The organism is Aestuariimicrobium sp. T2.26MG-19.2B (genome assembly GCF_950101875.1).
GTDB classification, from domain to species: Bacteria; Actinomycetota; Actinomycetes; order Propionibacteriales; family Propionibacteriaceae; genus Aestuariimicrobium; species Aestuariimicrobium kwangyangense.
Genome location: NZ_CATNLW010000001.1, coordinates 1,360,304 through 1,385,409, shown reverse-complemented (window position 1 = coordinate 1,385,409; position 25,106 = coordinate 1,360,304). Strand labels below are relative to the sequence as shown.

23 protein-coding genes are annotated in these 25,106 nt (G+C 68.5%); 7 read left to right on the top strand and 16 right to left on the bottom strand.

Annotation, left to right across the window (positions count from 1 at the left end; all coding sequences use genetic code 11):
• Positions 1–169 precede the first annotated feature (169 nt).
• Positions 170–1,720 (bottom strand): M81 family metallopeptidase, encoded by a 1,551-nt coding sequence (locus QQZ11_RS06165; protein WP_284549283.1) that lies wholly within the window; start codon positions 1,718–1,720, stop codon positions 170–172.
• Between the two features lie 264 nt (positions 1,721–1,984).
• The gene (locus tag QQZ11_RS06160) at positions 1,985–2,410 is read right to left on the bottom strand and encodes a BlaI/MecI/CopY family transcriptional regulator (RefSeq protein ID WP_284549281.1); all 426 of its coding nucleotides are present in this window, start codon (positions 2,408–2,410) and stop codon (positions 1,985–1,987) included.
• A 58-nt stretch (positions 2,411–2,468) separates the two neighbouring features.
• On the opposite strand from QQZ11_RS06160, the gene QQZ11_RS06155 reads away from it, so the two are divergent.
• The 4 genes from QQZ11_RS06155 (at position 2,469) to cydC (ending at position 8,491) form a co-directional block, all read left to right on the top strand.
• Positions 2,469–3,959: a cytochrome ubiquinol oxidase subunit I gene (locus tag QQZ11_RS06155; RefSeq protein WP_284549279.1), complete on the top strand. Its 1,491-nt coding sequence runs from the start codon at positions 2,469–2,471 to the stop codon at positions 3,957–3,959.
• 16 nt (positions 3,960–3,975) lie between these two features.
• The gene (cydB, locus tag QQZ11_RS06150; protein WP_284549277.1) at positions 3,976–5,055 is read left to right on the top strand and encodes a cytochrome d ubiquinol oxidase subunit II; all 1,080 of its coding nucleotides are present in this window, start codon (positions 3,976–3,978) and stop codon (positions 5,053–5,055) included.
• Positions 5,056–5,124: 69 nt separating this feature from the next.
• The gene (cydD, locus tag QQZ11_RS06145; protein ID WP_284550179.1) at positions 5,125–6,726 is read left to right on the top strand and encodes a thiol reductant ABC exporter subunit CydD; all 1,602 of its coding nucleotides are present in this window, start codon (positions 5,125–5,127) and stop codon (positions 6,724–6,726) included.
• A gap of 169 nt (positions 6,727–6,895) precedes the next feature.
• Positions 6,896–8,491 carry a thiol reductant ABC exporter subunit CydC gene (gene cydC, locus QQZ11_RS06140; RefSeq protein ID WP_446698835.1) on the top strand — a complete coding sequence of 532 codons (1,596 nt, stop codon included), beginning with the start codon at positions 6,896–6,898 and terminating at the stop codon, positions 8,489–8,491.
• 5 nt (positions 8,492–8,496) lie between these two features.
• Here cydC and QQZ11_RS06135 read toward each other — a convergent pair whose 3' ends face one another.
• From QQZ11_RS06135 to QQZ11_RS06110, 6 genes are all read right to left on the bottom strand, one after another.
• Positions 8,497–9,498 (bottom strand): hydroxyacid dehydrogenase, encoded by a 1,002-nt coding sequence (locus tag QQZ11_RS06135; RefSeq protein ID WP_284549275.1) that lies wholly within the window; start codon positions 9,496–9,498, stop codon positions 8,497–8,499.
• Positions 9,499–9,595: 97 nt separating this feature from the next.
• Positions 9,596–10,240, bottom strand: coding sequence for a LutC/YkgG family protein (locus QQZ11_RS06130; protein ID WP_284549273.1), 645 nt, complete (start codon positions 10,238–10,240; stop codon positions 9,596–9,598).
• Positions 10,237–11,718 (bottom strand): LutB/LldF family L-lactate oxidation iron-sulfur protein, encoded by a 1,482-nt coding sequence (locus QQZ11_RS06125; RefSeq protein WP_284549271.1) that lies wholly within the window; start codon positions 11,716–11,718, stop codon positions 10,237–10,239. The genes QQZ11_RS06130 and QQZ11_RS06125 overlap by 4 nt, the downstream gene beginning before the upstream one ends.
• Positions 11,715–12,467 (bottom strand): (Fe-S)-binding protein, encoded by a 753-nt coding sequence (locus QQZ11_RS06120; protein ID WP_284549268.1) that lies wholly within the window; start codon positions 12,465–12,467, stop codon positions 11,715–11,717. Before QQZ11_RS06120 ends, QQZ11_RS06125 begins: the two co-directional genes overlap by 4 nt.
• Before the next feature lie 116 nt (positions 12,468–12,583).
• Positions 12,584–13,135 carry a GNAT family N-acetyltransferase gene (locus tag QQZ11_RS06115; RefSeq protein WP_284549266.1) on the bottom strand — a complete coding sequence of 184 codons (552 nt, stop codon included), beginning with the start codon at positions 13,133–13,135 and terminating at the stop codon, positions 12,584–12,586.
• 4 nt (positions 13,136–13,139) lie between these two features.
• Complete coding sequence (locus QQZ11_RS06110; RefSeq protein ID WP_022908709.1) at positions 13,140–13,916, bottom strand: ThuA domain-containing protein; 777 nt, start codon at positions 13,914–13,916, stop codon at positions 13,140–13,142.
• Positions 13,917–14,184: 268 nt separating this feature from the next.
• Between QQZ11_RS06110 and QQZ11_RS06105 the strand changes: the two genes are divergently transcribed.
• Positions 14,185–14,568: a thiamine-binding protein gene (locus tag QQZ11_RS06105; protein ID WP_284549264.1), complete on the top strand. Its 384-nt coding sequence runs from the start codon at positions 14,185–14,187 to the stop codon at positions 14,566–14,568.
• A 79-nt stretch (positions 14,569–14,647) separates the two neighbouring features.
• Here the strand turns inward: QQZ11_RS06105 and QQZ11_RS06100 are convergent, their stop codons facing one another.
• From QQZ11_RS06100 to QQZ11_RS06085, 4 genes are all read right to left on the bottom strand, one after another.
• The gene (locus tag QQZ11_RS06100; RefSeq protein ID WP_284549262.1) at positions 14,648–15,814 is read right to left on the bottom strand and encodes a resuscitation-promoting factor; all 1,167 of its coding nucleotides are present in this window, start codon (positions 15,812–15,814) and stop codon (positions 14,648–14,650) included.
• Between the two features lie 335 nt (positions 15,815–16,149).
• A complete protein-coding gene (locus tag QQZ11_RS06095; RefSeq protein WP_284549260.1) occupies positions 16,150–18,372 on the bottom strand; it encodes a heavy metal translocating P-type ATPase in 2,223 nt (740 codons plus the stop codon).
• A gap of 158 nt (positions 18,373–18,530) precedes the next feature.
• The gene (locus QQZ11_RS06090; RefSeq protein WP_022908713.1) at positions 18,531–18,740 is read right to left on the bottom strand and encodes a heavy-metal-associated domain-containing protein; all 210 of its coding nucleotides are present in this window, start codon (positions 18,738–18,740) and stop codon (positions 18,531–18,533) included.
• A 22-nt stretch (positions 18,741–18,762) separates the two neighbouring features.
• On the bottom strand, positions 18,763–19,068 hold the full coding sequence (locus QQZ11_RS06085; RefSeq protein WP_022908714.1) for a metal-sensitive transcriptional regulator: 306 nt from the start codon (positions 19,066–19,068) through the stop codon (positions 18,763–18,765).
• 661 nt (positions 19,069–19,729) lie between these two features.
• On the opposite strand from QQZ11_RS06085, the gene dnaB reads away from it, so the two are divergent.
• The gene (dnaB, locus tag QQZ11_RS06080; RefSeq protein ID WP_022908715.1) at positions 19,730–21,070 is read left to right on the top strand and encodes a replicative DNA helicase; all 1,341 of its coding nucleotides are present in this window, start codon (positions 19,730–19,732) and stop codon (positions 21,068–21,070) included.
• Between the two features lie 61 nt (positions 21,071–21,131).
• Positions 21,132–21,524 carry a DUF302 domain-containing protein gene (locus QQZ11_RS06075; protein WP_284549258.1) on the top strand — a complete coding sequence of 131 codons (393 nt, stop codon included), beginning with the start codon at positions 21,132–21,134 and terminating at the stop codon, positions 21,522–21,524.
• 6 nt (positions 21,525–21,530) lie between these two features.
• Here QQZ11_RS06075 and QQZ11_RS06070 read toward each other — a convergent pair whose 3' ends face one another.
• From QQZ11_RS06070 to QQZ11_RS06055, 4 genes are read right to left on the bottom strand one after another with little or no spacing between them, the layout of a single operon-like run.
• Positions 21,531–22,181 carry a peroxiredoxin family protein gene (locus QQZ11_RS06070; protein WP_284549257.1) on the bottom strand — a complete coding sequence of 217 codons (651 nt, stop codon included), beginning with the start codon at positions 22,179–22,181 and terminating at the stop codon, positions 21,531–21,533.
• On the bottom strand, positions 22,178–23,122 hold the full coding sequence (locus QQZ11_RS06065) for a cytochrome c biogenesis CcdA family protein (RefSeq protein WP_284549255.1): 945 nt from the start codon (positions 23,120–23,122) through the stop codon (positions 22,178–22,180). The genes QQZ11_RS06070 and QQZ11_RS06065 overlap by 4 nt, the downstream gene beginning before the upstream one ends.
• Positions 23,122–23,439 carry a glutaredoxin family protein gene (locus QQZ11_RS06060; protein WP_022908719.1) on the bottom strand — a complete coding sequence of 106 codons (318 nt, stop codon included), beginning with the start codon at positions 23,437–23,439 and terminating at the stop codon, positions 23,122–23,124. The genes QQZ11_RS06065 and QQZ11_RS06060 overlap by 1 nt, the downstream gene beginning before the upstream one ends.
• Before the next feature lie 46 nt (positions 23,440–23,485).
• Positions 23,486–24,997: a multicopper oxidase family protein gene (locus QQZ11_RS06055; RefSeq protein WP_446698817.1), complete on the bottom strand. Its 1,512-nt coding sequence runs from the start codon at positions 24,995–24,997 to the stop codon at positions 23,486–23,488.
• Between the last annotated feature and the right edge of the window lie 109 nt (positions 24,998–25,106).

Below are 25,106 nucleotides of genomic sequence, written 5' to 3'. Positions count from 1 at the left end.
GTGGACAACTGTCCAGAAGTGGTCCCGGCTGTGGACAGTTCGCCTGCTCCACGGCCCAGCGGGGCATTCGGGGCCACTTCTGGACAGGCCGAGTGCCTGAGGGGCGAAGCCGGACGAGCGCGCTCACTGCTCCCTGTCACCCAGAGAGCGGCGAGGAGACCGCGAGCCCTCACCGACCGCGGAGCACCTCCGCCTGGAGCGCCGGCCGATCCATGTCGGGGTCGAACGGGAACATCGGACGCTCGATGCGGTGGTGACCCAGCCGGATGAGGTCCTGGTCGACCCCCCCGGGGGTGAGCGCCATCATCCAGTCGGCCGCCATCGTGTACAACTCCGGCTCGAGATAGCCGATCTTGACCAGCACGATGTCCGCGTGGCGCGGGTCGAGCCCCAGCTCGGTGAAGTCACTCTCGTGGTGGTAGGGCTTGCGTCGTTCGGTGACGACGAAGTGCAGGGAGTCGACCTTGATCACCGCGATGGTGCCCCCCACCGGGTCTCCCTCGGTGATCGAGAACACCTCACCCGCCAGCGGGACGGGACCAGCGGTGGTGTCGTCCACGCCGGCGCCCACGTCGAGCGACACGTGTCCGCCGACGCCGGCCGCGACACAGGCTGCCACCGCGGCGGGGTCGAACATGGAGGCGTGGATCACCGTCAGCCCGGAGGTCCGCACGGGGTGGGCCAGCAACTGATGGGCCGTCCAGGTGACGTCACCCGAGCCGCCGGCGGTGGGGTTGTCGCCGGAGTCGGAGATGAAGTACGGACGAGCCGCACCCTCCGCCAACGCATGCTGAAGGCACACCTCCAGCGAGTCGGCGGGTGCGACGAACTCGAACTCCTCGTGCCGGTCCCAGATCATGGCGGCCACGCGCTCGGCCTCGCGACGACACAGCTCAGCGTCCTCCCCATAGACCACGACAGCGGCCTGACAACGGGGTTCGTCAGCCCAGGCGTACCCGATCCAGTAGGACGCGTCGATCACCGCGTCCATCGCCTCGATCTTGGGCAGTTCGTTGTAGATACTCGTGGCCGGCTCGAGCCGGGTCGAGGTCTTCTCGCCGGGCAGCAACACCGGGACCTGGACCCAGGCCTTGTAGGGGCGGCGGGCCTCGACATCCGACCCGAAGCGACCGTGGAGGCGATTGAGGAGCGACCGGACGAGGCGCTTGCGGGTGTTGGGTGCGTCCTCGTGGGGAGCCATCCGGTAGCAGGTGAGCATGTCGACCTGGGTGGCCAGCTGGCGCGAGACGTTCCCGTGCAGGTCCATGGAGGCGGCGATCAGGACCTCGTCGCCGACCACCTCGCGGATGCGGCCGATCAGGTCACCTTCGGCGTCCTCGAGACCCTCGACACTCATGGCCCCGTGGATGTCGTACCAGAGGGCATCGAGCTGCCCGGCGGCGCGAAGTCCCTCCACGATCTCGTCCGCCATGCGCTCGTAGGTCGCACGCACCACCGTTCCGCCCGGCAGTGACCGGCCACGCGCCACCGGGATCCACTCCGCCGCATCGCGGTAGGGGTGGCCAGGGGCCAGGAACGGATTGAGCCCGCTGAGCAGGTCCTCTCCGCGCCACATGGTGAACGCCTCATCACCCGAGCGATGGGCCGAGAAGGTGGAGGACTCGATGGAAATGCCTGCGATGGCGATGCGGGGCCTCTCGATCCCGCCCTGCTCACGCTCGATGGTGTCGGGAACCCAGATCTCACTCGCCAGTGCCATGCAGCGACTCTGTCAGTCGGCCATTCCAGGTGTCCAGAAATGGACCCGATCGCGCTCAGGGCCGACGATCAGTCGACCTCGCGGCCGTTGGGGGCCAATTCTGGACCGCCGGGCGACCACACCCTCACTGAACCAAGGTTCGCCGGAGGCGGCAATGCGCAGGATCACGGAAGGCGGCAATACGCAGGTTCGCCGAAGGCGGCGGTACGCAGGGTCACAGAAGCGGCGACGACACTTTCAGGCACGAGCGCCGAGGCCGGCTGCTCACCTCAGCGGACGCGAGCGCACCCCGGCCGCACTCCCACCCGGGCGTCGCCGCACGGGAGCCACCTCCGCCGGACGCACCCCGAGACACAAACGGGCATGCTCCACCAGCTCGGGTGGCAGCCGGGCCACGAACTCCCCGATCACACGCATGCCCTGGTCACCCGACTCCTCCAGCAACGAGACGATCTCGTCGGCAACCATGGCCGCCTGGGTCTGCGCGGGAACGTACAGCCAGGCGCGACCCTGTTGCTCGCGCGTCAGCACTCCCTTCTTGGCCAGCCGGTCCATCACGGTCATGACCGTGGTGTAGGCGAGCTCACGGTGCGTCACCAGGGCTTCGTACACGGTGCGCACGCTGACCGGCTCATGGGCGTCCCACACGACCCGCATCACTTGGTGCTCAAGCTCTCCCAGCACAGCCACGCGACACCCTCCCTTCACCGATTCTCAAGTTACGACGCCTCGTAGTAGATTCGCGCCCATGGACGCACAGGTGCTTGCCCGCTGGCAGTTCGGGATCACAACGGTCTACCACTTCCTCTTCGTGCCGATCACGATCGCGCTGTCGATGCTGGTCGCCGTCCTGCAGACGATCTGGTACCGGACAGGGAACGAACGCTACCTGCGACTGACCAAGTTCTACGGCAAGTTGTTCCTGATCAATTTCGCGATCGGCGTGGTCACGGGCATCGTGCAGGAGTTCCAGTTCGGCATGAACTGGTCGGAGTACTCCCGTTTCGTGGGTGACGTCTTCGGCGCTCCGCTGGCGCTCGAGGCCTTGCTCGCCTTCTTCCTCGAGTCGACCTTCCTCGGGCTGTGGATCTTCGGCTGGGACCGCCTCCCCAAGAAGTTGCACCTCATGTCGATCTACGCGGCCGCCTTCGGCACCATGCTGTCGGCCGTGTTCATCCTTGCCGCCAACTCCTGGATGCAGAACCCCGTCGGCGCGACCTTCCGCAACGGGCGCGCCGAACTCACCGATTTCGGCGCCGTTCTGACCAACCCCGTCTTCCTGGCAACCTTCCCGCACCAGATCGCGGCCTCCTACATGGTGGCCGGGGCCCTCGTGGCCGGCATCGCCGGCTGGCACCTCGCCCGCCTGCACGGTGCCGCGGACGACCAGACCTCGGCCCACGGCGACGCCGCCACCTGGCGCTGGGCCGCGCGGTTCGGGGCCGTCGTCCTGCTCGCCGCCTCGATCGCCGTGATGGCTTCCGGGGACTTCCAGGGCAAGGTGATGACCCGGGTCCAGCCCATGAAGATGGCCGCCGCCGAGGCGCACTACAACACCGCCGACGGCTCCAACTTCTCGATCCTGAGCATCGGCAACCTCGAGGGCACCGAGGCCACACACCTCATCCAGGTGCCCGGCCTGCTCGGCTACCTGGCCAACGGAACCTGGGGTTCACAGGTCAAGGGCATCAACGACATCAATGCCGAGTTCGCACAGTCGGGCTACCTGCAGGACAACGGCACCCAGACCGCGCTGCAGAAGGCCTACTCGGCCGAGTTGGCCAAGCAGGGCATCACCGACATCGGCCCCAACGTGCCCGTCGCCTACTGGACCTTCCGCATCATGATGGGCCTGGGCTTCGCCGGCATGGCCCTCGGCCTGTGGATCCTGTGGGCCACCCGCCGCGGGCGCACCCCTCGTCCGTCGAAACCGTGGATGCTGGCGATGGCCGTGCTGCCGTTCCTGCCGCTGTTCGCGAACTCGTTCGGCTGGATCTTCACCGAGATGGGACGCCAGCCCTGGCTCGTGGCCGGCGTCATGCCGACCGTGACCGGGGTCTCGCCCGGCGTCAGCGCCGGTGAGGTGCTGTTCTCGATGATCACCTACACGGTCGTCTACGGTGCCCTGGCCGTGCTCGAGGTGGGCCTGTTCATGAAGTACCTGAAGCTGGGCCTGCCGGACGTGGCCCCCGTCGAGGTCATCGAGGACGAGGACGCCCCCTTGTCCTTCGCCTACTGATCGGCCAGGAGAACTGATGTTCACTCTGCTTGAAACCGCCACCCATTCCGCGCTCACACCGGTCTGGTTCGTGCTCGTTGCCGTGTTGTGGGTCGGCTTCTTCTTCCTCGAGGGGTTCGACTTCGGTGTCGCCATGCTGCTGCCGATCCTGGGACGCACCGACAAGCGCAAGCGCGTCATGGTCAACACCATCGGCCCCACCTGGGACGGCAACGAGGTCTGGTTGTTGACTGCCGGCGGCGCGACCTTCGCCGCCTTCCCGGGCTGGTACGCCACGTTGTTCTCGGGCATCTACCTACCGCTGCTGCTGGTCCTGGTGGGACTGATCCTGCGCGGTGTCGCGTTCGAGTACCGCTCGAAGCGTCCCGAGATGAGCCACCGCAACCTGATGGACTGGATGGCCACCATCGGATCGTTCCTGCCCTCACTGGTGCTCGGGGTCGGCTTCGCGAACTTCGTCAAGGGCCTCGAGGTCGGTGGGAACCCGCCGCTGGTGACGACCGGCTTCTGGCAACTCTTCACCCCGTTCTCGTTGCTCGGCGGGGTGCTGTTCGTGGTGCTCTTCTGTGCCCACGGTGCCGTGTTCGTGGCCCTCAAGACCAAGGGTGAGGTGCACGACGACGCCCGCAAGCTCGCCATCGGACTCGCCTTCGCCGCCGCGGGGCTGTCGATGGTCTGGGCCGTCTGGATGAACGTCGTCCACGCGCCCACCCATCCTGCCGCCCACGCGATCACCTGGGTCCTCGGCCTGGTCGCGGCCCTCGCGGTTGCGGGGGCAGCGCTGCTGACCGCCCGTGGACGCGACGGATCGGCGTTCATCGCCACCTCGATCGGGGTCGTCGGCCTGATCGTCCCGATGTTCCTCAAGATGTACGGCAACCTCGGCTTCATCAGCAGCGGCGACCCGGGGCTCGACATGTGGTCGGCCTCGTCCTCTCCCTACACGTTGAAGATCATGACCATCGCGGCCGCGATCTTCGTGCCGATCGTGCTCGCCTACCAGGCCTGGTCGTACTGGGTCTTCCGCAAGCGGATCAGCGTGCAGAATCTGCCGGTGGAGGCTGCCGAGCCGGTCCCGGCAGCGACCGGGGCCTAGTCTGAGGCCGTGCCCGGACCCATCCACCCACGCCTGCTGCGACACGCCCGTGCGACCAGGAACTACCTGATCGCCGGCGTCGCGGTGGGCGTGGTCACGTCGGGGCTGATGATCGCCCAGGCCTGGTTGCTCGCCCACGCGGTGGTCGGCATCTTCACCACCCGTCAGGTGGCCTCCTACCTGGCCACGTTCGGAATGCTCGCGGGTGTCTTCCTCGGACAAGCCCTGCTCGCCTGGCTCAACCAGGTGCTGGCGCATCGGGCGGCGGCCGAGGTGAAGTCGACGTTGCGCCGCGAGGTGCTGCGCGCACGACTGGCCAGACCCACGGCGGACCAGGCCTCGTCCGCCACCTTGGTCCACGTCGTCACCGACGGCCTCGATGCCCTCGACGGGTACTACTCGAAGTACCTGCCGCAGCTGGCGCTGGCGGCGGTCGTCCCTGCCGTGGTCGGAGCCGCCATCCTGTGGGCCGACTGGGAGTCGGCCCTGATCATCGCGGTGACGCTCCCGCTGATTCCGGTGTTCATGTCGCTGATCGGCTGGACGACCCAGCAGGCGGTGGCGCGCAGGTTCCGGGTGGCCGACCGGCTCGCCAACCACTTCGCCGATCTGATCGAGGGGCTGCCGACTCTGCAGGCGTTCGGGCGTGCCCGCGCCCAGGCCAGGGGTGTCGAGATCGGCGAGGAGGCGAATCGACGCGAGACGATGCGCACCCTGTCGGTGTCGTTCCTGTCGGCCTTCGCGCTGGAATTGCTGGCGAACCTGTCGGTGGCAGTCGTGGCCGTCACCGTGGGGTTCCGGTTGGTCGGAGGGCATGTCGGTTTCGAGACTGCCCTGTTCGTGCTGGTGCTGGCCCCGGAGGCCTTCCTGCCCGTCCGGCAGGTCGGGGTGCACTTCCACGACTCCGCTGACGGGGTTGCCGCAGCCGACGAAGCCTTCGCCATCATCGATGCAGGAGCGGTGGCGCCCACCCGGCCCAGCTTGCCTGCCCCCGATCTCGCCTCGTCAACTCTTCGGGTGCGCGAGGCCGGATACACCTACCCCGGGAGCGCCGAGCCGGCGTTGGACCCGGTCTCGTTCGAGGTCACGCCGGGATCGATCATCGCGTTGCGGGCCCGATCGGGTGGCGGCAAGACCACGCTGCTGCGACTGCTGCTGGGATTCGAGGCGCCCACCACCGGTGAGGTCTCGGTTGACGGGGTGGCGGTCACCGACCTGGACCGCGGCGAGTGGTTGAGGCAGATCGCCTTCGTCCCCCAGAACCCCGGGATGGTGGTCGGCAGCATTGCCGACAACGTGCGCCTGGGAGCGCCCGATGCCTCCGGCGACCAGGTCGTCGAGGCGCTGACCGCCTTGGCCGCTGACTTCGACCCCTACAGGTCCGTGGGTGACGACGGCGAGGGTCTCTCCGCCGGCGAGCGGCGCCGGGTGGCCCTGGCCAGGGCGCTGGTGCGGGTGCGGCACGGGCATGCCCGCCTGCTCGTGCTGGACGAGCCCACGGCCGGTCTCGACGCCGACACCGAGGCCACCGTCATCTCCGCGGTCGCGGCCTCGGGTGCCGCCGTCGTGCTGGTGTCGCACCGCGAGGCCGTGATCGCGCTCGCCGACCGGGTGGTCGAACTGGCTCCCGCTGTGGTCCCCGGGCTGGCGGCAACGGAGGGGGTCCGATGACCCGGCGGTCCAGAATTGACCCCCAGCTCGCGCCGGGCACGCGGTTGGCGCACCAGTTCGCCAGTCGCGTCCATCTCTGGACACGCCCCAGTCTTGAGGGGCGCCGATGACCCTGCAGACCCGCACCGGTGGGGCCGTCACCACCCCGACGCGGACCACCTCAGGGGGCATGGCTCGCGCCCGGTCGACCCGTGGGACCAGCACGGTGGCCCTCTGGCGAGAGGTGATGGCCGCGGTCCGACACGGACACTGGCGGCTGCTGGCAGCCATCCTGTTGGCCGGAGCGGCATCCGGGGCGTCGGTGTCGCTGATGGGGGTCAGCGGTTGGCTGATCTCGCGAGCCGCCGAGGCACCACCCGTGCTCTACCTGCAGGCGGCAGCGGTCGGGGTGCGCTTCTTCGGCATCAGCCGGGGCTTCTTCCGCTACCTCGAACGGTTGGTCGGCCACGACCTGGCGTTGCGCATGCAGGCCGCCCTCAGGCTCGATGCCTACAACCATCTGGCCCGCACCACCCTGATCGGACGCCGCCGGGGCGACCTGCTCAGTCGCGTCATCTCCGACGTGTCGGCCATCCAAGACCTCGTGGTGCGTGTCGTCGTCCCCTTCTGCTCCGCCTCCCTGGTCGTCGTGGGCACGACCGTGATGCTGGCCCGGTTCTCCCTCGGCTCCGCCCTGGTGCTGTTGGCCAGCTGTCTGGTCGCCGGGGTGCTGCTGCCCTGGCTGACCCAGCGTGCCGGGCTGCGCCATGACAGCGCAGCGGTGCCCACCCGCGGGGCCCTGGCATCCGAGGTGCACGAACTCGCCCGGGCCGGGCAGGACCTGGTCGCGAACGGGGCGGCGGACGACCGGATCTCCCGGGCCCTCGCCCTCGACTCCGAACTGCGACGGATCGAGTCGCGGGCTGCTTGGCTGCGGGGGATCGCCACCGGCGGCCAGATCATCGCCTCAGGAATCGCAGTCGTCGCCGCCCTGTGGATCGGCGGTACCGCAGTCGCTGAGGGCACCATGGGCCCGCGACTGCTCGCGGTGGTGGCGCTCACCCCGCTGGCCATGCACGAGGTGCTCGCCACGTTCACCCAGGCGGCCCAGACCTTCACCCGCAGCCAGACGGCCCTCAGCCGCCTGTCGCAGACCTTGGACGAACCCCCGGTGGGCTCCGGCGACGCCAGCCAGCAGGCGTCCGGCAGCCCCGGGCTGCGGGTGGTCGGGCTCGACGCCGGCTGGCCCGGTCACCGTCCGGTCGTCCGCGGGCTCGACCTCACGGTGGGCGCCGGCGAGAGGGTGGCCCTGGTGGGCCGGTCCGGCATCGGCAAGACCACCGTCGCCGCCACGGTGATGGGCATGATCCCGGCGCAGGCGGGCCGGATCGAGACCGCCGGTCGCGTCGGCTACCTGGCACAGAACGCGCACATCTTCCGCACCAGCGTCGCCGAGAATGTGCGCATCGGCAGGCGGGACGCGACCGATGCCGAGATCGTCGAGGCCCTCTCCCGGGCCGGTCTCGACCTGCCACCCGACCGGCTGATCGGCGAGGCAGGCACGACCCTGTCGGGCGGGGAGGCCAGGCGGCTCGCCCTGGCCAGGGTGTTGGTGGGGGAGAGGGACCTGTGGATCCTCGACGAGCCGACCGAGCACCTCGACCACGAGACTGCACAAGCCCTGATGGACGACCTGTGGGCCGCAGCGGACGACAGCCCTGTGCTCGTGATCACCCACGACGCGGACGTGGTGGCCCGGTGCAGTCGGGTCGTCCGATTGGGGTGAGCAGCTCAGGCCTGACGGTCGTATGCCTCGGCATCGACGGCGTGGAGGAGGGGTTGACCCGTGACGGCGCGCACCGCCTCGTCGATGGACCCGCGCCCCAGCAGCCCGAACTCCGTCCCCTGGGAACCGGCGATGTGCGGGGTCATGAACACGTTCGGGAGCTCCCACAGGGCTGAGTCAGCTGCCGGGGGTTCGGGCCACGTGACGTCGAGCACCGCGTCCAGGCGTCCGGTGCGCAACTCGGCCACCAACGCCTCTTCGTCGACCAGGGCACCGCGGGCGGTGTTGATGAAGTGGCTGCCGTCGGGCAGGGCGGCGAGCACCTCGGCCGAGATCATGCCCTCGGTCTGCGGCAGCCATGGCGCGTGCACGCTGAACACCTCGCTCCACGCCGCCAGTTCGACCAGGCTGTCGAACAGCCGCACCCCCAACCCGGCCGCCTCGTCGGCGCGCAAATAGGGATCGAAGAGCCCGATCTCGACCTCCAGAGGGCGCAGCTTCTCGATCACCCCTCGTCCGATCCTGGAGGCGCCCACCAGACCCACGCGGCGGAACGGGACGCCGTCGGCTCCCCAGCTGCGGGCGTCGCCCGTGGACGAGCGCTCCTGCCGGAACCGCTCCCGCAGTTGGAAGGCGTTCTTCAGGCTGAGCACGACCATCGCTGCGGTGAAGTCGACGACGGGCAGGGCGTTGGTGTCGGACTGGCAGGAGGCGATGAAGCCCTCCCGCCGGTAGCACTCGGGGTCGAGGACCGCCCGAAGACTGCCGGCCGAGTGCACCAAGGTGGTCAGCCCTGGCGCGGCCGAGGCCAGTTCTGGGGTGAGCCGGGCCGTGCCCCAGCCGGTGACCAGCACGTTGGCACCGGTCAGGTCGTCCGCGGTGAGCTCGCCCGCGTCGGCCACCCGACGCACCCGCGCGACAGCCTCGAGTCGCTGCAGTTCACCTCGTCCGAAGAAGGGCTCGACGAGGGAGTCCTGGACGGCCAACACGACGACGGGTGCACTCATGGGTACCATTCTGGCCCATCGATCGACGTTGTGAAAGCGCTTTCCGCGAGCTGGCTCCCCTTCGCCACCACTGCCCCCATGGTCAGACGACGAGTGCTCAGAGGACGAGCACCACGTGCAACTGTCGGGGACCGTGCACTCCCTCGACCCGGCTGAGTTCGATGTCACTGGTCGCCGAACCACCAGAGATCCAGGTGACCGGCCTCCCCTGCCTCACGGAGGCTTCGAGCACCGCCACCGCCTCCGGGATGTCGGAGACCACCGACCGCGCCGTCACCACGCAGACGTGACGGTCGGGAACCAGCGAGATGGCGCGGCGCCCCTGACCGGCCCCGTGGTCGAGGCAGATCGTCCCGGTCTCGGCACCCGAGACCAGTGACCCGGTGACGACGGCGTCGATGGCATCAAGGTCGCGGGCCGACAGGTCTCCCGAGTCGACGACCACACGCAGGTCGTCCCAGCCCTGCAACCAGCCGGCTGGCAGGTCGGCGGGGATGACCACCGACCCGGCGCCCATGCCGCGCAGTGCCGCCGCCACCGCGCGACCCACGTCGTCGGGCGACACCCGGGACATGCTCGCGCCGTAGTCGAGGATGTTCTCCTCGAAGGTGTCCAGCACAGAATGCAGTGGCGTCGGCTGGGCGTAGGTCCAGTCGACCACGATCTCGTCACCGGCGGGAACGTCGCCCAGTGACCGCCGGACCCGGGCCAGGATCTCGTCGCGAGCACGTGACCCACTCATGGCCGCTCCTCCCGTTCACGTTGCTGCCACCAGTCGCGGAAGGTCTGCTTCGCCGGTGCCGCCAGGTCGCGGTCGCGCAGCCACAGCGAGGCTGGCCAGGGCAGCCTCGGGAGCCGACGGCGGCCCACCAGACCCAGGGCTCGTCCGACGAGTTCGGACCCCCGCTGCACCAGACCCAACCGCCGCGACGAGGCCATCGTCGATGCCACCGCCGCGAAGGCGATCGACTCCGGGGTGGGGTGAGTGGCGGTCTTGTGCTCGACCACCTTGCCGCGCAGGTGGACGAGGATGTCAGAGATCGGGATGCGGACGGGGCAGACGTCGTTGCAGGCCCCGCACAGGGACGAGGCGAACGGCAGCGCGCGGTCGACCGGGGAGTCGAGCCCACGCAGCTGGGGGGTCAGGATCGCCCCGATCGGCCCCGGATAGACAGACCCGTAGGCGTGGCCCCCGACCCGTTCGTAGACCGGGCAGACGTTGAGGCAGGCAGAACACCGGATGCAGCGCAGGGCGGCTCGTCCGACCTCGTCGGCGAGCACGTTGGTGCGGCCGTTGTCGAGCAGCACCACATGTCTCTCCTGGGGCCCGTCGCCGCTGGTCACCCCCGTGATGAAAGAGGTGTAGGGGTTCATCCGCTCCCCGGTCGACGACCTCGGCAGCAGCCTCAGCATCACCTCGAGGTCGGCGAAGGTCGGCACGATCTTCTCGATGCCGACCACGGAGATGAGGGTCTCGGGCAGGGTCAGGCACATGCGTCCGTTGCCCTCGGACTCCACGATCACCAGCGTGCCGGTCTCGGCGACGATGAAGTTGCCGCCCGAGATGGCCACCTTCGCGCGCAGGAACTTCTCGCGCAGGTGCAGCCGGGCGGCTTCGGCGAGCACCGCCGGGTCGTCGGTGAGGTCGTCGGGTGCGGGACGGCCCCACTGCCCCATCTCGGCGCGGAAGATGTCACGGACCTCGGTGCGGTTGCGGTGGATGGCCGGCACCAGGATGTGGCTGGGCCGGTCATGCCCCAACTGCACGATGAGCTCGGCCAGGTCGGTCTCCCACGCGGCGACACCGGCGGCCTCCAGGGCCTCGTTGAGATCGATCTCCTGGGTCACCATCGACTTGATCTTGATCACCTCGTCGGCCTGCTTGGCGCGCACCAGGTCGACCACGATCCGGTTCGCCTCGTCGGCATCGCGCGCCCAGTGAACCGTCACCCCGGCCTCGGTCATCGCCTGTTCGGCCTGCACCAGGTACTGGTCGAGGTTGCGCAGGGCCCGGTTCCTGATCTGCATGCCAGCGGTCCGCAGGTCGTCCCAGTTCGACACCTCGGACGCCCGGACCGCCCGCTTGGCTCGAATCGTTCGGGTGGCGTGGCTGAGGTTGGCGCGTTGGGTGGCGTTGGCGAGCCCGGCCGGGGCGGCCTCGGGGAAGGGCGGCATCCCCAGGAAGGCGGGAAGGTCGGGAGCGGGTGTGAGCCGGGTCATCGGGGGTCCTCACGGGTCGAGGCGAGGATCTCGGCCAGGTGGATGGGAGTGACCGGCGACTTCGACCGCGACAGAAGGCCCCCGATGTGCATCAGGCAGGAGTTGTCACCCGCCACCAGGTACTCCGCACCGGTCGAGACGGCGGAGCGGGCCTTGTCGGAGCCCATCGACACGGAGACGTCGGGGTTCTTCACCGAGAAGGTGCCCCCGAATCCACAGCACTGGTCGGCGTCGGGCAGGTCGACGAGGTCGATGCCGCCGACCTCCCTGAGCAGACGCTGGGGACGGTCACCGACGCCGGCGACGCGGATCGAGTGGCAGGTGGGGTGGAACGTGACCCGGTGCGGGAACCACGCACCGACGTCGGTGACCCCCAGCACGTCGACCAGGAACTCCGACAACTCGAACACCCGCTGGTTGAGGGTTTCGGAAGCCCGCCGCAGACCCTCGTCCCCCACCTTCGAGGCGATCATCGGGTGCTGGTGGCGGGCAGACCCGACGCACGATCCCGACGGCCCGACCACGTAGTCGGCGCCCTCGAAGGCGCGGACGAAGGTGCGCACCACAGGTGCCGCCTGGGCGATGTAACCGGTGTTGGTGAGCATCTGCCCGCAGCAGGTCTGCGCCTCGGGAAAGGTGACGGTGCAGCCCAGTCGCTCGAGCAGGCGGACGGTCGCGATGGCCGTTCCCGGGAACATCGTGTCGTTGATGCAGGTCGCGAAGAGCGCCACCGACGGTCGACTCGTCATGGGAACCTCCTGTGGCCACCCTGCCAGATGTGCCCGGTTTGCTCCCAATGGAGGAAGGGCAGACCCCGGAGGGGGTTCACACTGCGCGTGGGACGACACCGCACCGGCGCCTCACCCTACGCACGCGGGCGTCGAGGACGCCACATGCGAAACATGCGTTGGTCGAGCCACGTCGGCCCACAACTGACCTCGACACCGTCGTGGACGAACCCCTGCCGCAGGTAGAAGGCCTCCGCCCGTGGGTTCTTCCACATGCACCACAGGTAGGCCTCCTGCTCGGGAGGCAGGGCGGTCCGCAGCAGGTCCTGGGCCAGACCCGAGCCCTGTGCGTCGGGCGTCAGGTAGAGCTGGGCCAGCTCACGCTGGACGGGAGGTTCGGGCAGTCCGAGATCACGCTCCCACTGCGCCGGACCGGCCGCGATCGTGCAGATCCCCAGTACGCGGCCGGCCTCGTCGGTCGCCATCCAATGGGCGCGGAAGTCGACGTCGGCGATGTCGCGGGCGTAGTCAGCGACCAGCTCTTCGAACCTCTCCAGCCGGCGGTCGAAGAACTCCTGTGGCATGAAGTGGGCGTAGGCCGCCGCCATCGACTGTTCACGACAGCGCGCATACGACTCGGCATCGCCGGGGGTGGCCCGGCGGATGCTGACCGTCCTGTCGGGGGGCACTGGCTCAGACCTGCAACCGCGGGTCGGCCGCCTCGAGCCGCTCGCCGGTCTCGAACCAGCCCGCCGGCCGGCGATTCACGACCGGTGCCTGCCGACCGTTGGCGGGGGCCACCCACTGCACGGCATTGGCGATCACCCGCCGCACGTCGGGATGGAAATAGGTGGGGTACTCCTGGTCACCGGGACGGAAGTAGAACACGCGGCCGCGGCCTCGGGTCCACGTGGCGCCCGAGCGAATCACCTCACCGCCACTGAAGGACGACACGAAGATCAGCTGGTCGGGGGCGGGAATGTCGAAGGGTTCCCCGTACATCTCCTCGGAGTCGATCACGATCGGGTGCGGGACGCCCTGGGCGATGGGGTGGGAGGGGTCGACGGTCCAGACCAGCTCACGGTCGTCCGACCCGCGCCAGTCGAGGTTGCACGAGGTTCCCATCAGCTGGATGAACGGCTTGGAGTGGTGGCCCGAGTGCAGCACGATCAGGCCGAGGCCTGACTGGACGGCCCGCTGGACGCGGGTGGCGGTCTCGTCCGAGACCTCGTCGTGGCGGGCGTGACCCCACCACAGCAGCACGTCGGCGCTCGCCAGCAATTCATCGGTGATGCCCTGGGAGTCGTCCTGGAGCACCCGGGTCTCGACCTCCGCGCCCTCGCCGAGGTGGGTGCGGATGCCTTCGGCGATGGCGGTGTGCATGCCGTCGGGGTAGATCTCGCGGACTGGCTCGTCGTGGTTCTCGTGGAAGTTCTCTCCCCACACGACGACGCGGATCGGCTGGCTCATGTGACTCCTGCTTGGGTGATGCTCGGTCTGGTCTGCGTCGCAAGCCTAGGGGGGCTGGCGGTGGCGACGACCCCGGGTTGCCCGGTGGACGCCTGACTGGGTCCATGGCCCGCACCGCGCGATTGGGGAAGAGGTCCAGAAATGGCCGCCAGTGGTGGAGCCGGCCCGATTCGCGTGCCATGAGCGCAGCCCAGACCATTTCTGGACCACCGGGGCCTGCACGAACCCAACCCCTGACGGTTCGGCCCGGGCCTGATTGACTGGAAGCATGCTTGTCGCCTTCTCCGTCGCCCCCTCGGGCCGGCCCTCTGATGCCACCCTTCGCGAAGGCCAGCCCCGCGACGACCAGACCCCGGACGGCCAGAACCGCGTTCACCAGAACCGCGACGATGCCTCCGTGCATGACGCCGTGGCGGCGGCCGTCAGCGTCGTGCGCGCCTCGGGACTGCCTCACCGCACCGACTCGATGTTCACCACGATCGAGGGCGAGTGGGACGAGTGCATGGCCGTGGTGAAACAGTGCGTCGACGCCGTACAGCCCTTCGGGTCACGGGTCGCCCTGGTGCTGAAGGCCGACATCCGCCCCGGGTACACCGGTGAGCTGACGGGTAAGCTCGAGCGTCTGGAGCAGGCCATCGCCGATCGGGGATGACGGCCACCACCCCAGCGGACGACGAACGGGGCGCCCACCTGCTGGTGGGCGCCCCGTTCCTGTCGACGGGTCGGTCGGCTCAGCCGATGCCGAGCTTGGCGGTGCAGGCGGGCCATGCACCCCAGCCCTGGCTGGCCTGGACCTTGGTAGCCACGGCGATCTGGGCCTCACGGCTGGCCAGGTCAGCGCGGGAGGCGTAGGCGCCACCCCCGTAGGCGAGCCAGGTCGACGAGGTGAACTGCAGGCCACCGTAGAAGCCGTTGCCGGTGTTGATGTGCCAGTTGCCGCCGGCCTCGCACTGCGCCAGGCGGTCCCAGACGCTACCCGAGGGCACCGAGCTGGCGGCCTTCTTCGTCGTGGTCGCCGGTGAGCTGGTCGTCCGCGAGGTGGTGGATGCAGGGGCGGGGGCCGGGGCCTTGGTCCCGACCTTGACGATCTGGTTCACGGGCTTGACGACCTTCTGGTCGTTCAGCTGGTCGGCGAACTGCTTGCCATCGCTGGTCCAGCGGGTGCGCCAGTTGGTGATCGATCCGTCCTTGCCCTGCTGCACGACCTTGGTCTTGCCCTGGGCGAGGGTGGGGTCGTTGACCTTGACGACGCTGAAGGGAACCTTGGCGCTCTTGGTGTAGGCGACCTTGGCCACGTCAGCGAAGGTGATCACCTGTCCCTCGGTGAGCTCACTCGAGGTGTCGGCCGAGACCTTGTCGTAGGAGTCCACGGAGATGTTGGCGGCCTTGAGAGCGTCAGCGACGGTTCCCACGACCTCGACCTTGACGTCACCCTTCGCGGTGGAGATCGTGACCGACTTGGCGGTGTCCACCGACACGGTCAGACCCTGGCGACCCAGCGGGGTCGAACGGTTGACCGAGACCTGGTCCTTGGGGTCGAGCAGGGCGAACTGGGCCAGCGCCTGGTCGAGGGAGGTGGCGGTCGTCCACCTGGTGGTGGTCTTGCCGTCGATGGTGAGGGTCACGGGACGTCCGTACTTCACGGAGATCTCCAGGCCGTCCGAGACCTTGGTGTCGAGGGAGGGCTGCACCACGTCGTGCTGGGACAGGGTGATTCCCTGAGCGGCGAGGGCGTCACGCACATCCTTGGCCCGGACGTCGGCGGTGCTGGTCGCACCCTCGATGTCGAAGGTGACCGAGTCAGTGGCGTAGGCCCTGGAGATGCCGACACCGCCGAGGGCAGTACCGGCTGCGAGCACGGTGGCGAGCGCAACCTTGGCGCCAATGGGGAACTTCACGCGGGACCTCTTCTTGGAAAGATTCGGGGACGGCTCGGTCACCCGAGCAGGTCCTACCCTAACCTCTTGTTGAGAGAATCCCAAAGAAATCCTGAGAGTAACCCCCGAATGGGTGAGCCGATTGGACGCCACGCCGAGGTCGGGGAACGTTCCGTGACTTCTCTCCACGCCCCACTGCTCGCCGCTCTCCAGCCATCGCGACACCCGGCTGACCGGGCCGCCGGGCCGCGGTCCAGAAACGGACCCAAGCCGCTCGGAACCAGACGAGACAGGGCCCCAGGGCGAGATCGGGTCCGTTTCTGGACCGACCCCGCCCGGCGCCCTGGTCTGCCTGGTCAGGCGCGGGGCGTGAACCTGCGCAGGAGGAGCGAGTTGAGCACGACGAAGACCGAACTGAAGGCCATGGCGGCGCTCGCGATCATCGGGTTCAGGAACCCCAGCGCGGCCACCGGCAGAGCGACCACGTTGTAGAAGAAGGCCCAGAACAGGTTGATCTTGATGGTCCGCAGGGTGGCCCGGCTCAGGCGCACCGCGTCGGCCGCCAGGACCATGTCGGGCCGCATCAGGGTGATGTCGCTCGCAGCGATCGCCGCGTCGGTTCCCGACCCCATCGCCATGCCGAGGTCGGCCTGGGTGAGAGCGGCCGCATCGTTGACCCCGTCACCGACCATGGCGACCCTTCGTCCCTGGGCCTGGAACTCGCGGACGATGTCGACCTTGTTGGCCGGCAGCACGGAGGCCCGCACCTCGTCGATGCCGAGGCTGTCGGCCACCACCCGGGCGGCCGCCTCGTGGTCGCCGGTCACCATGACCGGCGTCAGGCCGAGCGCCTTCAGTTGGCGGATGCCCTCGGCAGACGTGGTCTTGATGGTGTCGGCCACCCCGATCACGCCGAGCACCTCGTGCTCGGTGGCGACGAAGACCAAGGTCTCACCGCGACCGGACGCCGCCTGGGCCGCGTCCTCGACCTCGGCGCCGAGTGCGAGGCCGTTGTCCTCCAGCAGGCGCTGGTTGCCGACCAAGTGGACGACACCGTCGATCGTGGCCACCACGCCTCGTCCCGGGTGGTTCGAGAAGTTGGACACCTCGGGCAGCCCACGGGTGCCGGCGGCCGCGACCACGGCCCTGGCGATCGGGTGTTCGGAGTGGTTCTCGAGAGCGGCGGCGACCAGGGTGAGCTGCGACTCGGTGGTGCCCGCAGCCGGGTGGGTCGACGCCACGGACATCTGGCCCTCGGTCAGCGTTCCGGTCTTGTCGAGCACCACGGTGTCGATGGACCGCGCCTGCTCGAGCACCTCGGGTCCACGGATGACGATGCCGAGTTCGGATCCTCGTCCGGTCCCGGCCAACAGGGCGGTCGGCGTCGCGAGGCCCAGGGCGCAGGGACACGCGATGATCAGCACGGCGACAGCCGCGGTGAAGGCGAAACCAACCTCGGCGCCAGCCACGAGCCAGCCAATCAGGGTGACCAGGGCGAGCCCGATGACGATGGGCACGAAGATGCCCGAGATCCGGTCGGCCAGGCGCTGGACGGCAGCCTTGCCTGTCTGGGCCTGCTCCACGAGCCGGGCGATGTGGCTCAGTTGGGTGTCCGAACCGACGGCACTGGCGCGCACGAGCAGTCGACCGGAGGTGTTGATGGTGGCGCCCACCACCAACGACCCGGGGCCGACCTCGACCGGCACCGACTCGCCGGTGATCAGCGAGGCGTCGACGGCCGAGTTGCCCTCGACCACCTCACCATCGGTGGCGACCTTCTCGCCGGGGCGCACCACGAAGTGGTCGCCGACCACCAACTGGTCGATGGGCAACCGGGTCTCGACCCCGTCGCGAACGATCGAGGCCTCCTTGGCACCCATGGTGAGCAGGGCGCGCAGGGCCGCGCCCGCGTCGCGTCGTGAGCGGGCCTCGATCCAGCGGCCCAACAACAGGAAGGTGATGATGCCGACGGCGGCTTCGAAGTAGGTGGCGGTGCCGGCGTGGTGACGGTCGAGGGTGAACCCGAAGTCGTGCCGGTAGGCCGGGTGGCCCGCAGAGGTGAACACCAGCGCGTAGAGGCTCCACAGGGTCGCGGCCGAGGTGCCCATCGAGATGAGCGTGTCCATGGTGGTCGCCGCGTGACGTGCGTTCACCCAGGCCGACTTGTGGAAGGGCCAGGCAGCCCACGTCACCACCGGCAGGGTCAGCACGAGTGAGACCCACTGCCAGAAGGGGAACTGCAGGCTGGGCACCATCGCCAGCAGGATCACGGGAACGGCGAACACCGCCGCCACGATGAGACGACGTCGGTAGGCACCCGCGCGATCGGGAGGAGTCGAGTCCGGTTCGGGAAGGTGCGCGCCGTAGCCAGCCTCCTCGACCACCTTGATCAGGTCGGCGGCGGTGAGGCCCGTGGGCGCGAGCACCAGGGCCTTGTCGGTGGCGTAGTTCACGGACGCGTCGACACCCTCGACCTTGCCGAGCTTCTTCTCGATGCGCGCCGCACACGAGGCGCAGGTCATGCCGTCGATGTCGAGTTCGATGGACTGTCGGGTGTCACGCACGGTGTCGGTGGTCATGGGTGTCCTTCATGGGTTTCTGGCCGGCCTGGGGCACGGCGGGGCCCACCCGTGCGACAGGAGGCCGCAGCGAACGGGAGGGGGAAGGGTGGGCCGCCGGGGGGACGGACGACCCACCCTGCAGGACGGCGAGGTCGAAGGGATCGACCAGCGGTCGGTCAGGCGGCCGAGACGGCGTAATTGCCGGCCTCGGAGACGGCCGCCTTGACGGCCTCGAAATCGAGGGGCTGGTCGGACTCGACGATCATCGATCCGCCGTCGAGCTCGACGTTGACCGAGGTGACTCCCTCGACCTCGGAGACCTCCTCGGTGACGTGCTTGACGCAGTTCCCGCAGGTCATGCCGGTGACGGTGTAGGTGGTGATCATGTGAACTCCTGGTGGTGGACGGTCAGCTCTTGACGAGCCTGGTGATGGCATTCATGGCCTCGGCGATCTTGGCGTCGGCCTCCCCGCCTCCGTGGCGTACCGCCTCGGAGACGCAGTGGCTGATGTGCTCGTCAAGCAACGCGAGGGCAAGTGACTCCAGGGCGCTGGTCATCGCCGACACCTGGGTGAGGATGTCGATGCAGTACTTGTCGTCCTCGACCATCCGCTGAAGACCGCGGGCCTGACCCTCGATCCGCTTGAGACGACGCAGGTGCGCGTCCTTGTTGTCGTGGTAGCCGTGGTGATGGGTGACTACGTCTTCGCTCATGGCTCCTCCTTGCTCACCCCACCATACCCCTCTGGGGTATCGCGGCAAATAGGGGGGCGGGGTATTCCTGGTCCATGTGCCCGCGCCAGCGCGGGGCGGGACCTGCGAGGCCCGAAGCAACCCGGTTCACCGACCCTGGACCATGATCGACATTCCAACGCGCCAAGGGCGTCTCGCCTAGACCGCCCGTGACCAACCATGATCATCTTCCGGTGGATGGAGCTGTGGACAACCACAGGCCCCCGCGCCCCGGAATGGAGGGCCGTCCCATCCCTGCCGCCACTTCGGGTGACCGGCCCGACCCTCGAGACGCGTAGAACTGCGACGGGAGAGTTTTCTCACGATTCCGAAGAAATGTTGATCGTGCCTTGTCAGCCCGCTGTTGGCCGACCAAGGTGAACGGATTGTCAACAGCCGGGGCCTCGACACGCCGGGCTTGTGCACAGTTGTCCACACGCTGCCCACAGGGTGCACGGATTGTCCACATCCCCCTGTGGACAACTTCTCCCCCGACCGGTTGCGCTCTCACCCCCCCGTGCGTAGCGTGTGCGCAGTCCGTACGCGGGCCGCCCATGGCCTGTGAGCCAGAAGTGTCAGACCCCAGTTGGACCATGGGGCCATCCGATCCGCAGGAGTGCGGCGGCAGAGCAGGAGGTGCCCCGTGAGCCAGGACGATTTCGGTGAGGGTGGCATCGACCGCACACCACCCCAGGACCTGGCGGCCGAGCAGAGCGTGCTCGGGGCCATGCTGATGAGCAAGGACGCCATCGCCGAGGTCACCGAGATCCTGCAACCACGTGACTTCTACCGTCCGAACCATGAGGCGATCTTCGACGCGATCGTCGAGCTCTTCGCCCGCGGTGAGCCCGCCGACCCCATCACCGTCGCCGATCTGATGAACAAGAAGGGCACTCTGGGCCGAGCCGGCGGGCACGTCTACCTCGTCGACCTGCTGCAGAGCGTGTCGGTCGCCGCCAACGCGGTCTACTACGCCGAGATCGTGCGGGACAAGGCAACCCTGCGGCGTCTGGTCGAGGCGTCGATCAAGATCGCCCAGATGAGTTACGCCGGTCAGGGCGACGTGAACGACATCGTGGACTCCGCCCAGCAGGAGGTCTACAACGTCTCGACGGGCAAGGTCGCCGACGACTACCAACCGTTGTCGATGTTGATCGAGCCGACCATCGACGAGATGGAGGCCATCGAGTCCCGCGATGGCGTGATGAGCGGGGTGCCCACTGGGTTCCAGGAGATGGACGAGTTGACCAACGGCCTCCACCCCGGGCAGATGATCATCGTCGCGGCACGTCCGGCGGTGGGGAAGTCGACGTTCGCCCTCGACCTCGCCCGTGCCTGCTCGATCAAACACCGCCTGACCAGCGTCTTCTTCTCCTTGGAGATGGGACGCACCGAGATCGTGATGCGGCTGCTCTCCGCCGAGGCACAGGTGGCCCTGCACGCCATCCGTTCGGGCAAGCTGAACGACCAGGACTGGGACCGCGTGGTCGCCAAGACCCAGCAGATCTCAGAGGCGCCGCTGTTCATCGACGACTCCCCCAACCTGACGATGATGGAGATCCGGGCCAAGGCGCGCCGCCTCAAGCAGCGCCACGACCTCAAGCTGGTGATCATCGACTACATGCAGTTGATGAGCTCGGGCAAGAAGGTCGAGAGCCGCCAACTCGAGGTCTCGGAGTTCTCCCGCCAGATCAAGCTGTTGGCCAAGGAACTCGAGATCCCCGTGATCGCCCTCTCCCAGCTCAACCGAGGCCCCGAACAGCGCACCGACAAGCGTCCACAGATGAGCGACCTGCGTGAGTCGGGCTCGTTGGAGCAGGACGCAGACATGGTGATCCTGCTGCATCGCGAAGACATCTACGACAAGGAGTCACGCGTCGGTGAGGCCGACCTGATCGTGGCCAAGCACCGCAACGGCCCCACCGCAACGGTGCCGGTCGCGTTCCAGGGCCACTACTCACGCTTCGTCGACATGCAGCGCTGAGCGGCGTCGTAATGTGTGGATCATCGCCACCCCGAGGGTGACGAGACCGCAGGAGGAAGACATGGGTTACGCACTCAGCACCATCGTCTACAAGCCGTTCGACCAGACCCTGGCCGCGACACGCGAGGCCCTGGCCGCCCAAGGGTTCGGCGTGTTGACCGAGATCGATCTGGCGGCCACGCTGCGCAAGAAGCTCGAGGTGGAGATTCCTCCGCAGGTCATCCTGGGCGCCTGCAATCCCCCCAGCGCCTACGCCGCGCTGCAGGCCGAGGAGTCCATCGGCGTGCTGCTGCCGTGCAATGTGGTCGTCCGTTCGGTGGACGAGGCCTCCACCGTCGTGGAGGCCATCGATCCGCAGACCATGCACGAACTCACGGGCAACGAGGCCATGGCGCCCGTCGCCGAGCGGATCGGTGGCATGCTGCAGGGCGCACTCGACAGCCTGACCAGCTGACGCTGCTCACAGGCGACTCTTCGCCTCCTTGAGCAACTGGGCGGGTGCGATCCACATGGAGGGGTAGTCCCCCTGCCACCGCTGCACCCCGCTCGCATCGATCAGCACGAACCCGTGCCCCGGCAGCCCTTCGTGCATGCCGGTTCCCAAGGTGCCGTAGGCCTTGGAGACGCTGCCGCCCTCGTCCAGCAGGTAGGTCGAACGGACGCCGAACTGGTCAAGGTCTGGCTGGATCTGCTCCTTGGTGTTCATCACGATCGGCAGCACCGTGATGCCGGCCTTCGCGAAGCCGGGGTCCTTCTCGATCTCTGCCATCTGCTGGGTGCAGGACCCGCAGCCGGCACCCTCGTTGAAGTAGAGGAGCACGGGCTTGCCGCGGTAGTCGGACAGCGAGACGGTGGTTCCCGCCGTGGTGCGCAGGCTGAACGCGGGCGCCTGGCGCGACACTGACGAATCGGTGGCACGTGAGTTCAACAGCCCGACGGTGACCAGCCCGGCGATCACCACGAGGACGACCACGGTCGCCACCCGGCTGACCAGGCGCCACCTGGCCCGGTGGGCGTCCTCCATGGCGCGCTGGTTGCGCAACGTCTCGCGGGCGGTGAGCGCGGCACTCTCGCGGTTGGCGCGCCGGGTTCGGCGAGAACTGGTGGTCATGATCGGCTCCTCGGGGCAGATGGTTCGGTGGGATCGCTGCTCGGCACCTCGTGGCAGCTCACCGCGGGCGGTGGCGCGGTCCGCCGGTCACGCAGGGTGAACCAGACGAACAAGCCGGCCAGGGCGAGCAGTCCCAGACCGAGGACGGCCTCGGGCACCGGTTCGAGCCAGCCGAGCAGGCTGCGGGCCGCCCGGGTGACGCCGGCGCCCGCAGCCCGTTGGAACCAGGTGGCATTCCCGGTCATGGTCGTCGAACTGGCAAGGGAGATCACGGCGACGCCCATGGTCATGAAGGCGAGTGCGACGATGACGTTCACCGTGGTGGTGCGCAGGGTTCGGCCCGCCACACGAAGCGCGATAGGACGCGACCGACCCCATCGGCGTTGGTCGAGCCGGGCGACGTCCCACAGCAGCGCCATGGCCAGGAGTGGCAGCACCATGCCGAAGACGAAGGCGAGGCCCAACACCATCCCACCGGCAGGATTGCCCGCCAGCGCCGAGAGGGTCATCACCCCGGCCAGCACGGGGGCGCAGCAGCTCGAGGCGATGCCCGAGAAGACGCCGAGGCTGAAGAAGGTCGCCGAGTCGCCGCGGGTGGTGTCCGGGGCCCGCAACAGGGAGGGCATCGACCACATGCGGCCAGACAGTGCCAGCAGGCCCAGGCCGATCATCAACAGCCCACCCGCCCAGTAGAGGGGCTCGTGATAACGGGCGATGGCTCCCGCGAGGATGCTGACGCCGAGGGTGATCGGTACCAGCACCAACGCGAGCCCGGCCGCGAACACGAGGGTCAACGGCAGCAGCCGCCACCGATTGTTCTTGACCGCCGCTGCCAGGTAGGAGGGGGCGAGGAAGACGATGCAGCAGGGAGCGAACAGTGCCACCGTGCCGGCCAGGAATGCCGCGAGGACGCTGCCGGTTCCGAGGAGTTCGGCGCCCATCATCGACCCCGGCCTGCTGGAGCCAGGCGTTCGAGGGCCCGGTCGAGCTTGCGGCGGGGCAGTCGTCCGGCCGAGAACCACTCACCCTCGACCAGCACCAGCGGGAACATCGCCGGGCGGTGCCTCATCAGCAGTTCTCGTCCTCGTGCAGAGTCCGCGTCAACGAGTTCGACCCCTGCCTCCCCGCGAGCGGCGCGCTGGGCCAGTTCGGCCCGGGCGTCCTCGCAGAAGTGGCAGCCGGGAGCGATGAGCAGGGTCACCTGTGGTGGCACGGGAGCGGTCTCGGCTCCATGCCCGGGGTGCGCAGCGATGTTCACCCCACCAGCGTCCCGGCCTCGCCCGGTGGGCCCGGTCAAGCCAAGGTCAAGATTCTGTGTAGCGCAGCTCAGTCATCATGCCTGCCTCGGCGTGGTAGATGTTGTGGCAGTGCACGGCCCATCGTCCGACGTTGTCGGCGTCCAGATCGATCGCCAGTCGCTGCACGGGTGCCAACAGCACGGTGTCCTTGCGCAACCCCGAGGGCAGGGCGAAGGTGTGGCCGTGCAGGTGCAGAGGGTGGGTCATCATCGTCTGGTTGGTCACGTCGATCCTCAGCCGCTGACCCTGCTGGACGGTGAGCGGGTCGTTCTTGCCGAACGGCGCCCCGTTCATGCCCCACACGTACGGCTTCATCGATCCGTCGAGGCTCAGCTGCAGCGTCGCGTCGGGCACCCGGTCGGGCAGCTTGGCCGACTCAGCGGGCAGCAACTGTGACCCGATGAACACCTCACCCGACAGTTCCGCCGGGCGCACGTCAGCTGCGGGCGACGATCCGGCGCCCGTGCGGACCACGGCCATGGCCTGACCTCCCGACGTCTTCCCGAAGGGGGCAGCCACCAGCGGGAAGACCCCGTCAGCGAGGGTGACCACGGCGTCGTAGCGCTCGCCCATGCCGATGTGGAACGCACCCACCTCACGTGGCACCACCGGGTGACCGTCGGTGTGGGTGAGAGTCATGCGATGACCGCCGAGTGCGACGGTGAAGATGGTGTCGGAGGCCGCGTTGATGATCCGCAGCCGCACCTTCTGGCCCGGCTTGGCCGTGAACCTCTCGGGAGCTGCAGGCACCCTGCCGTTCACCAGGAAGTGCGGATAGGTGACATCGCCGGCATCTCCCCAAGGGGCCATGGCGGTGCCCCCACCCCCCATGTCGTGGCCACCCATGTCGTGCCCACCACCCATGCCGCCCATGTCGTGCGAGCCGCCGCCGTCGTCGACCAACTTCTTCAGCACGTCGTCGGGGGTCCGGCCGGTGCCGTCAACCCAGTCATCGAGGACCACGACCCATTCGTCGTCGTGACCACCGGGTTCGTTCGGGTCCTCGATGACCAGCGGCGCGTACAGGGCGCGGTCGAGTTGGACCCCCACATGGGGATGGAAGAAATAGGTGCCCGGGTCAGGCGCGGTGAACTCGTAGACGAAGCGGTCGCCCTGCTTGACCGCGTCCTGGGTCAGTCCCGGAACACCGTCGGCGGCATTGCGCAGGCGCAACCCGTGCCAGTGGATGCTGGTGTCAGCGGGGAGCTTGTTCTCGAGGCTGATGCGCAGGAAGTCACCGGCCTTGGCGCGGATCAGCGCACCCGGGACCGTGTCGCCGTAGGCCCAGGTGGCAACGGTGGGCCCACCCAGGTCGAGCGTCGTCTCGCGGGCCACAAGGCTCTTCTGCACGAGTCCCTGTCCGGCCGACGGCGAGGCAGAGGGCACCGGTCCGATCGGGTGGGTCGACCCGTGCGTGGCGTCGGTGGTGGAGCACCCGGTCAGGGTGGCCGCCAGACCGGCGCTCCCCACCAGTCCGGCCCCTCCCAGAAGGGTGGCGCGGCGTGACAGACGATGCACGGTGACTCCCATTCCGGTCCCGGGTGGGGGACCCTCCCCATCCACCGTGCCATCCCTGGCACGCGGATCGGGTCTGGGGAATGTTCAGGTTCGGTCAAGATTGGCCGGA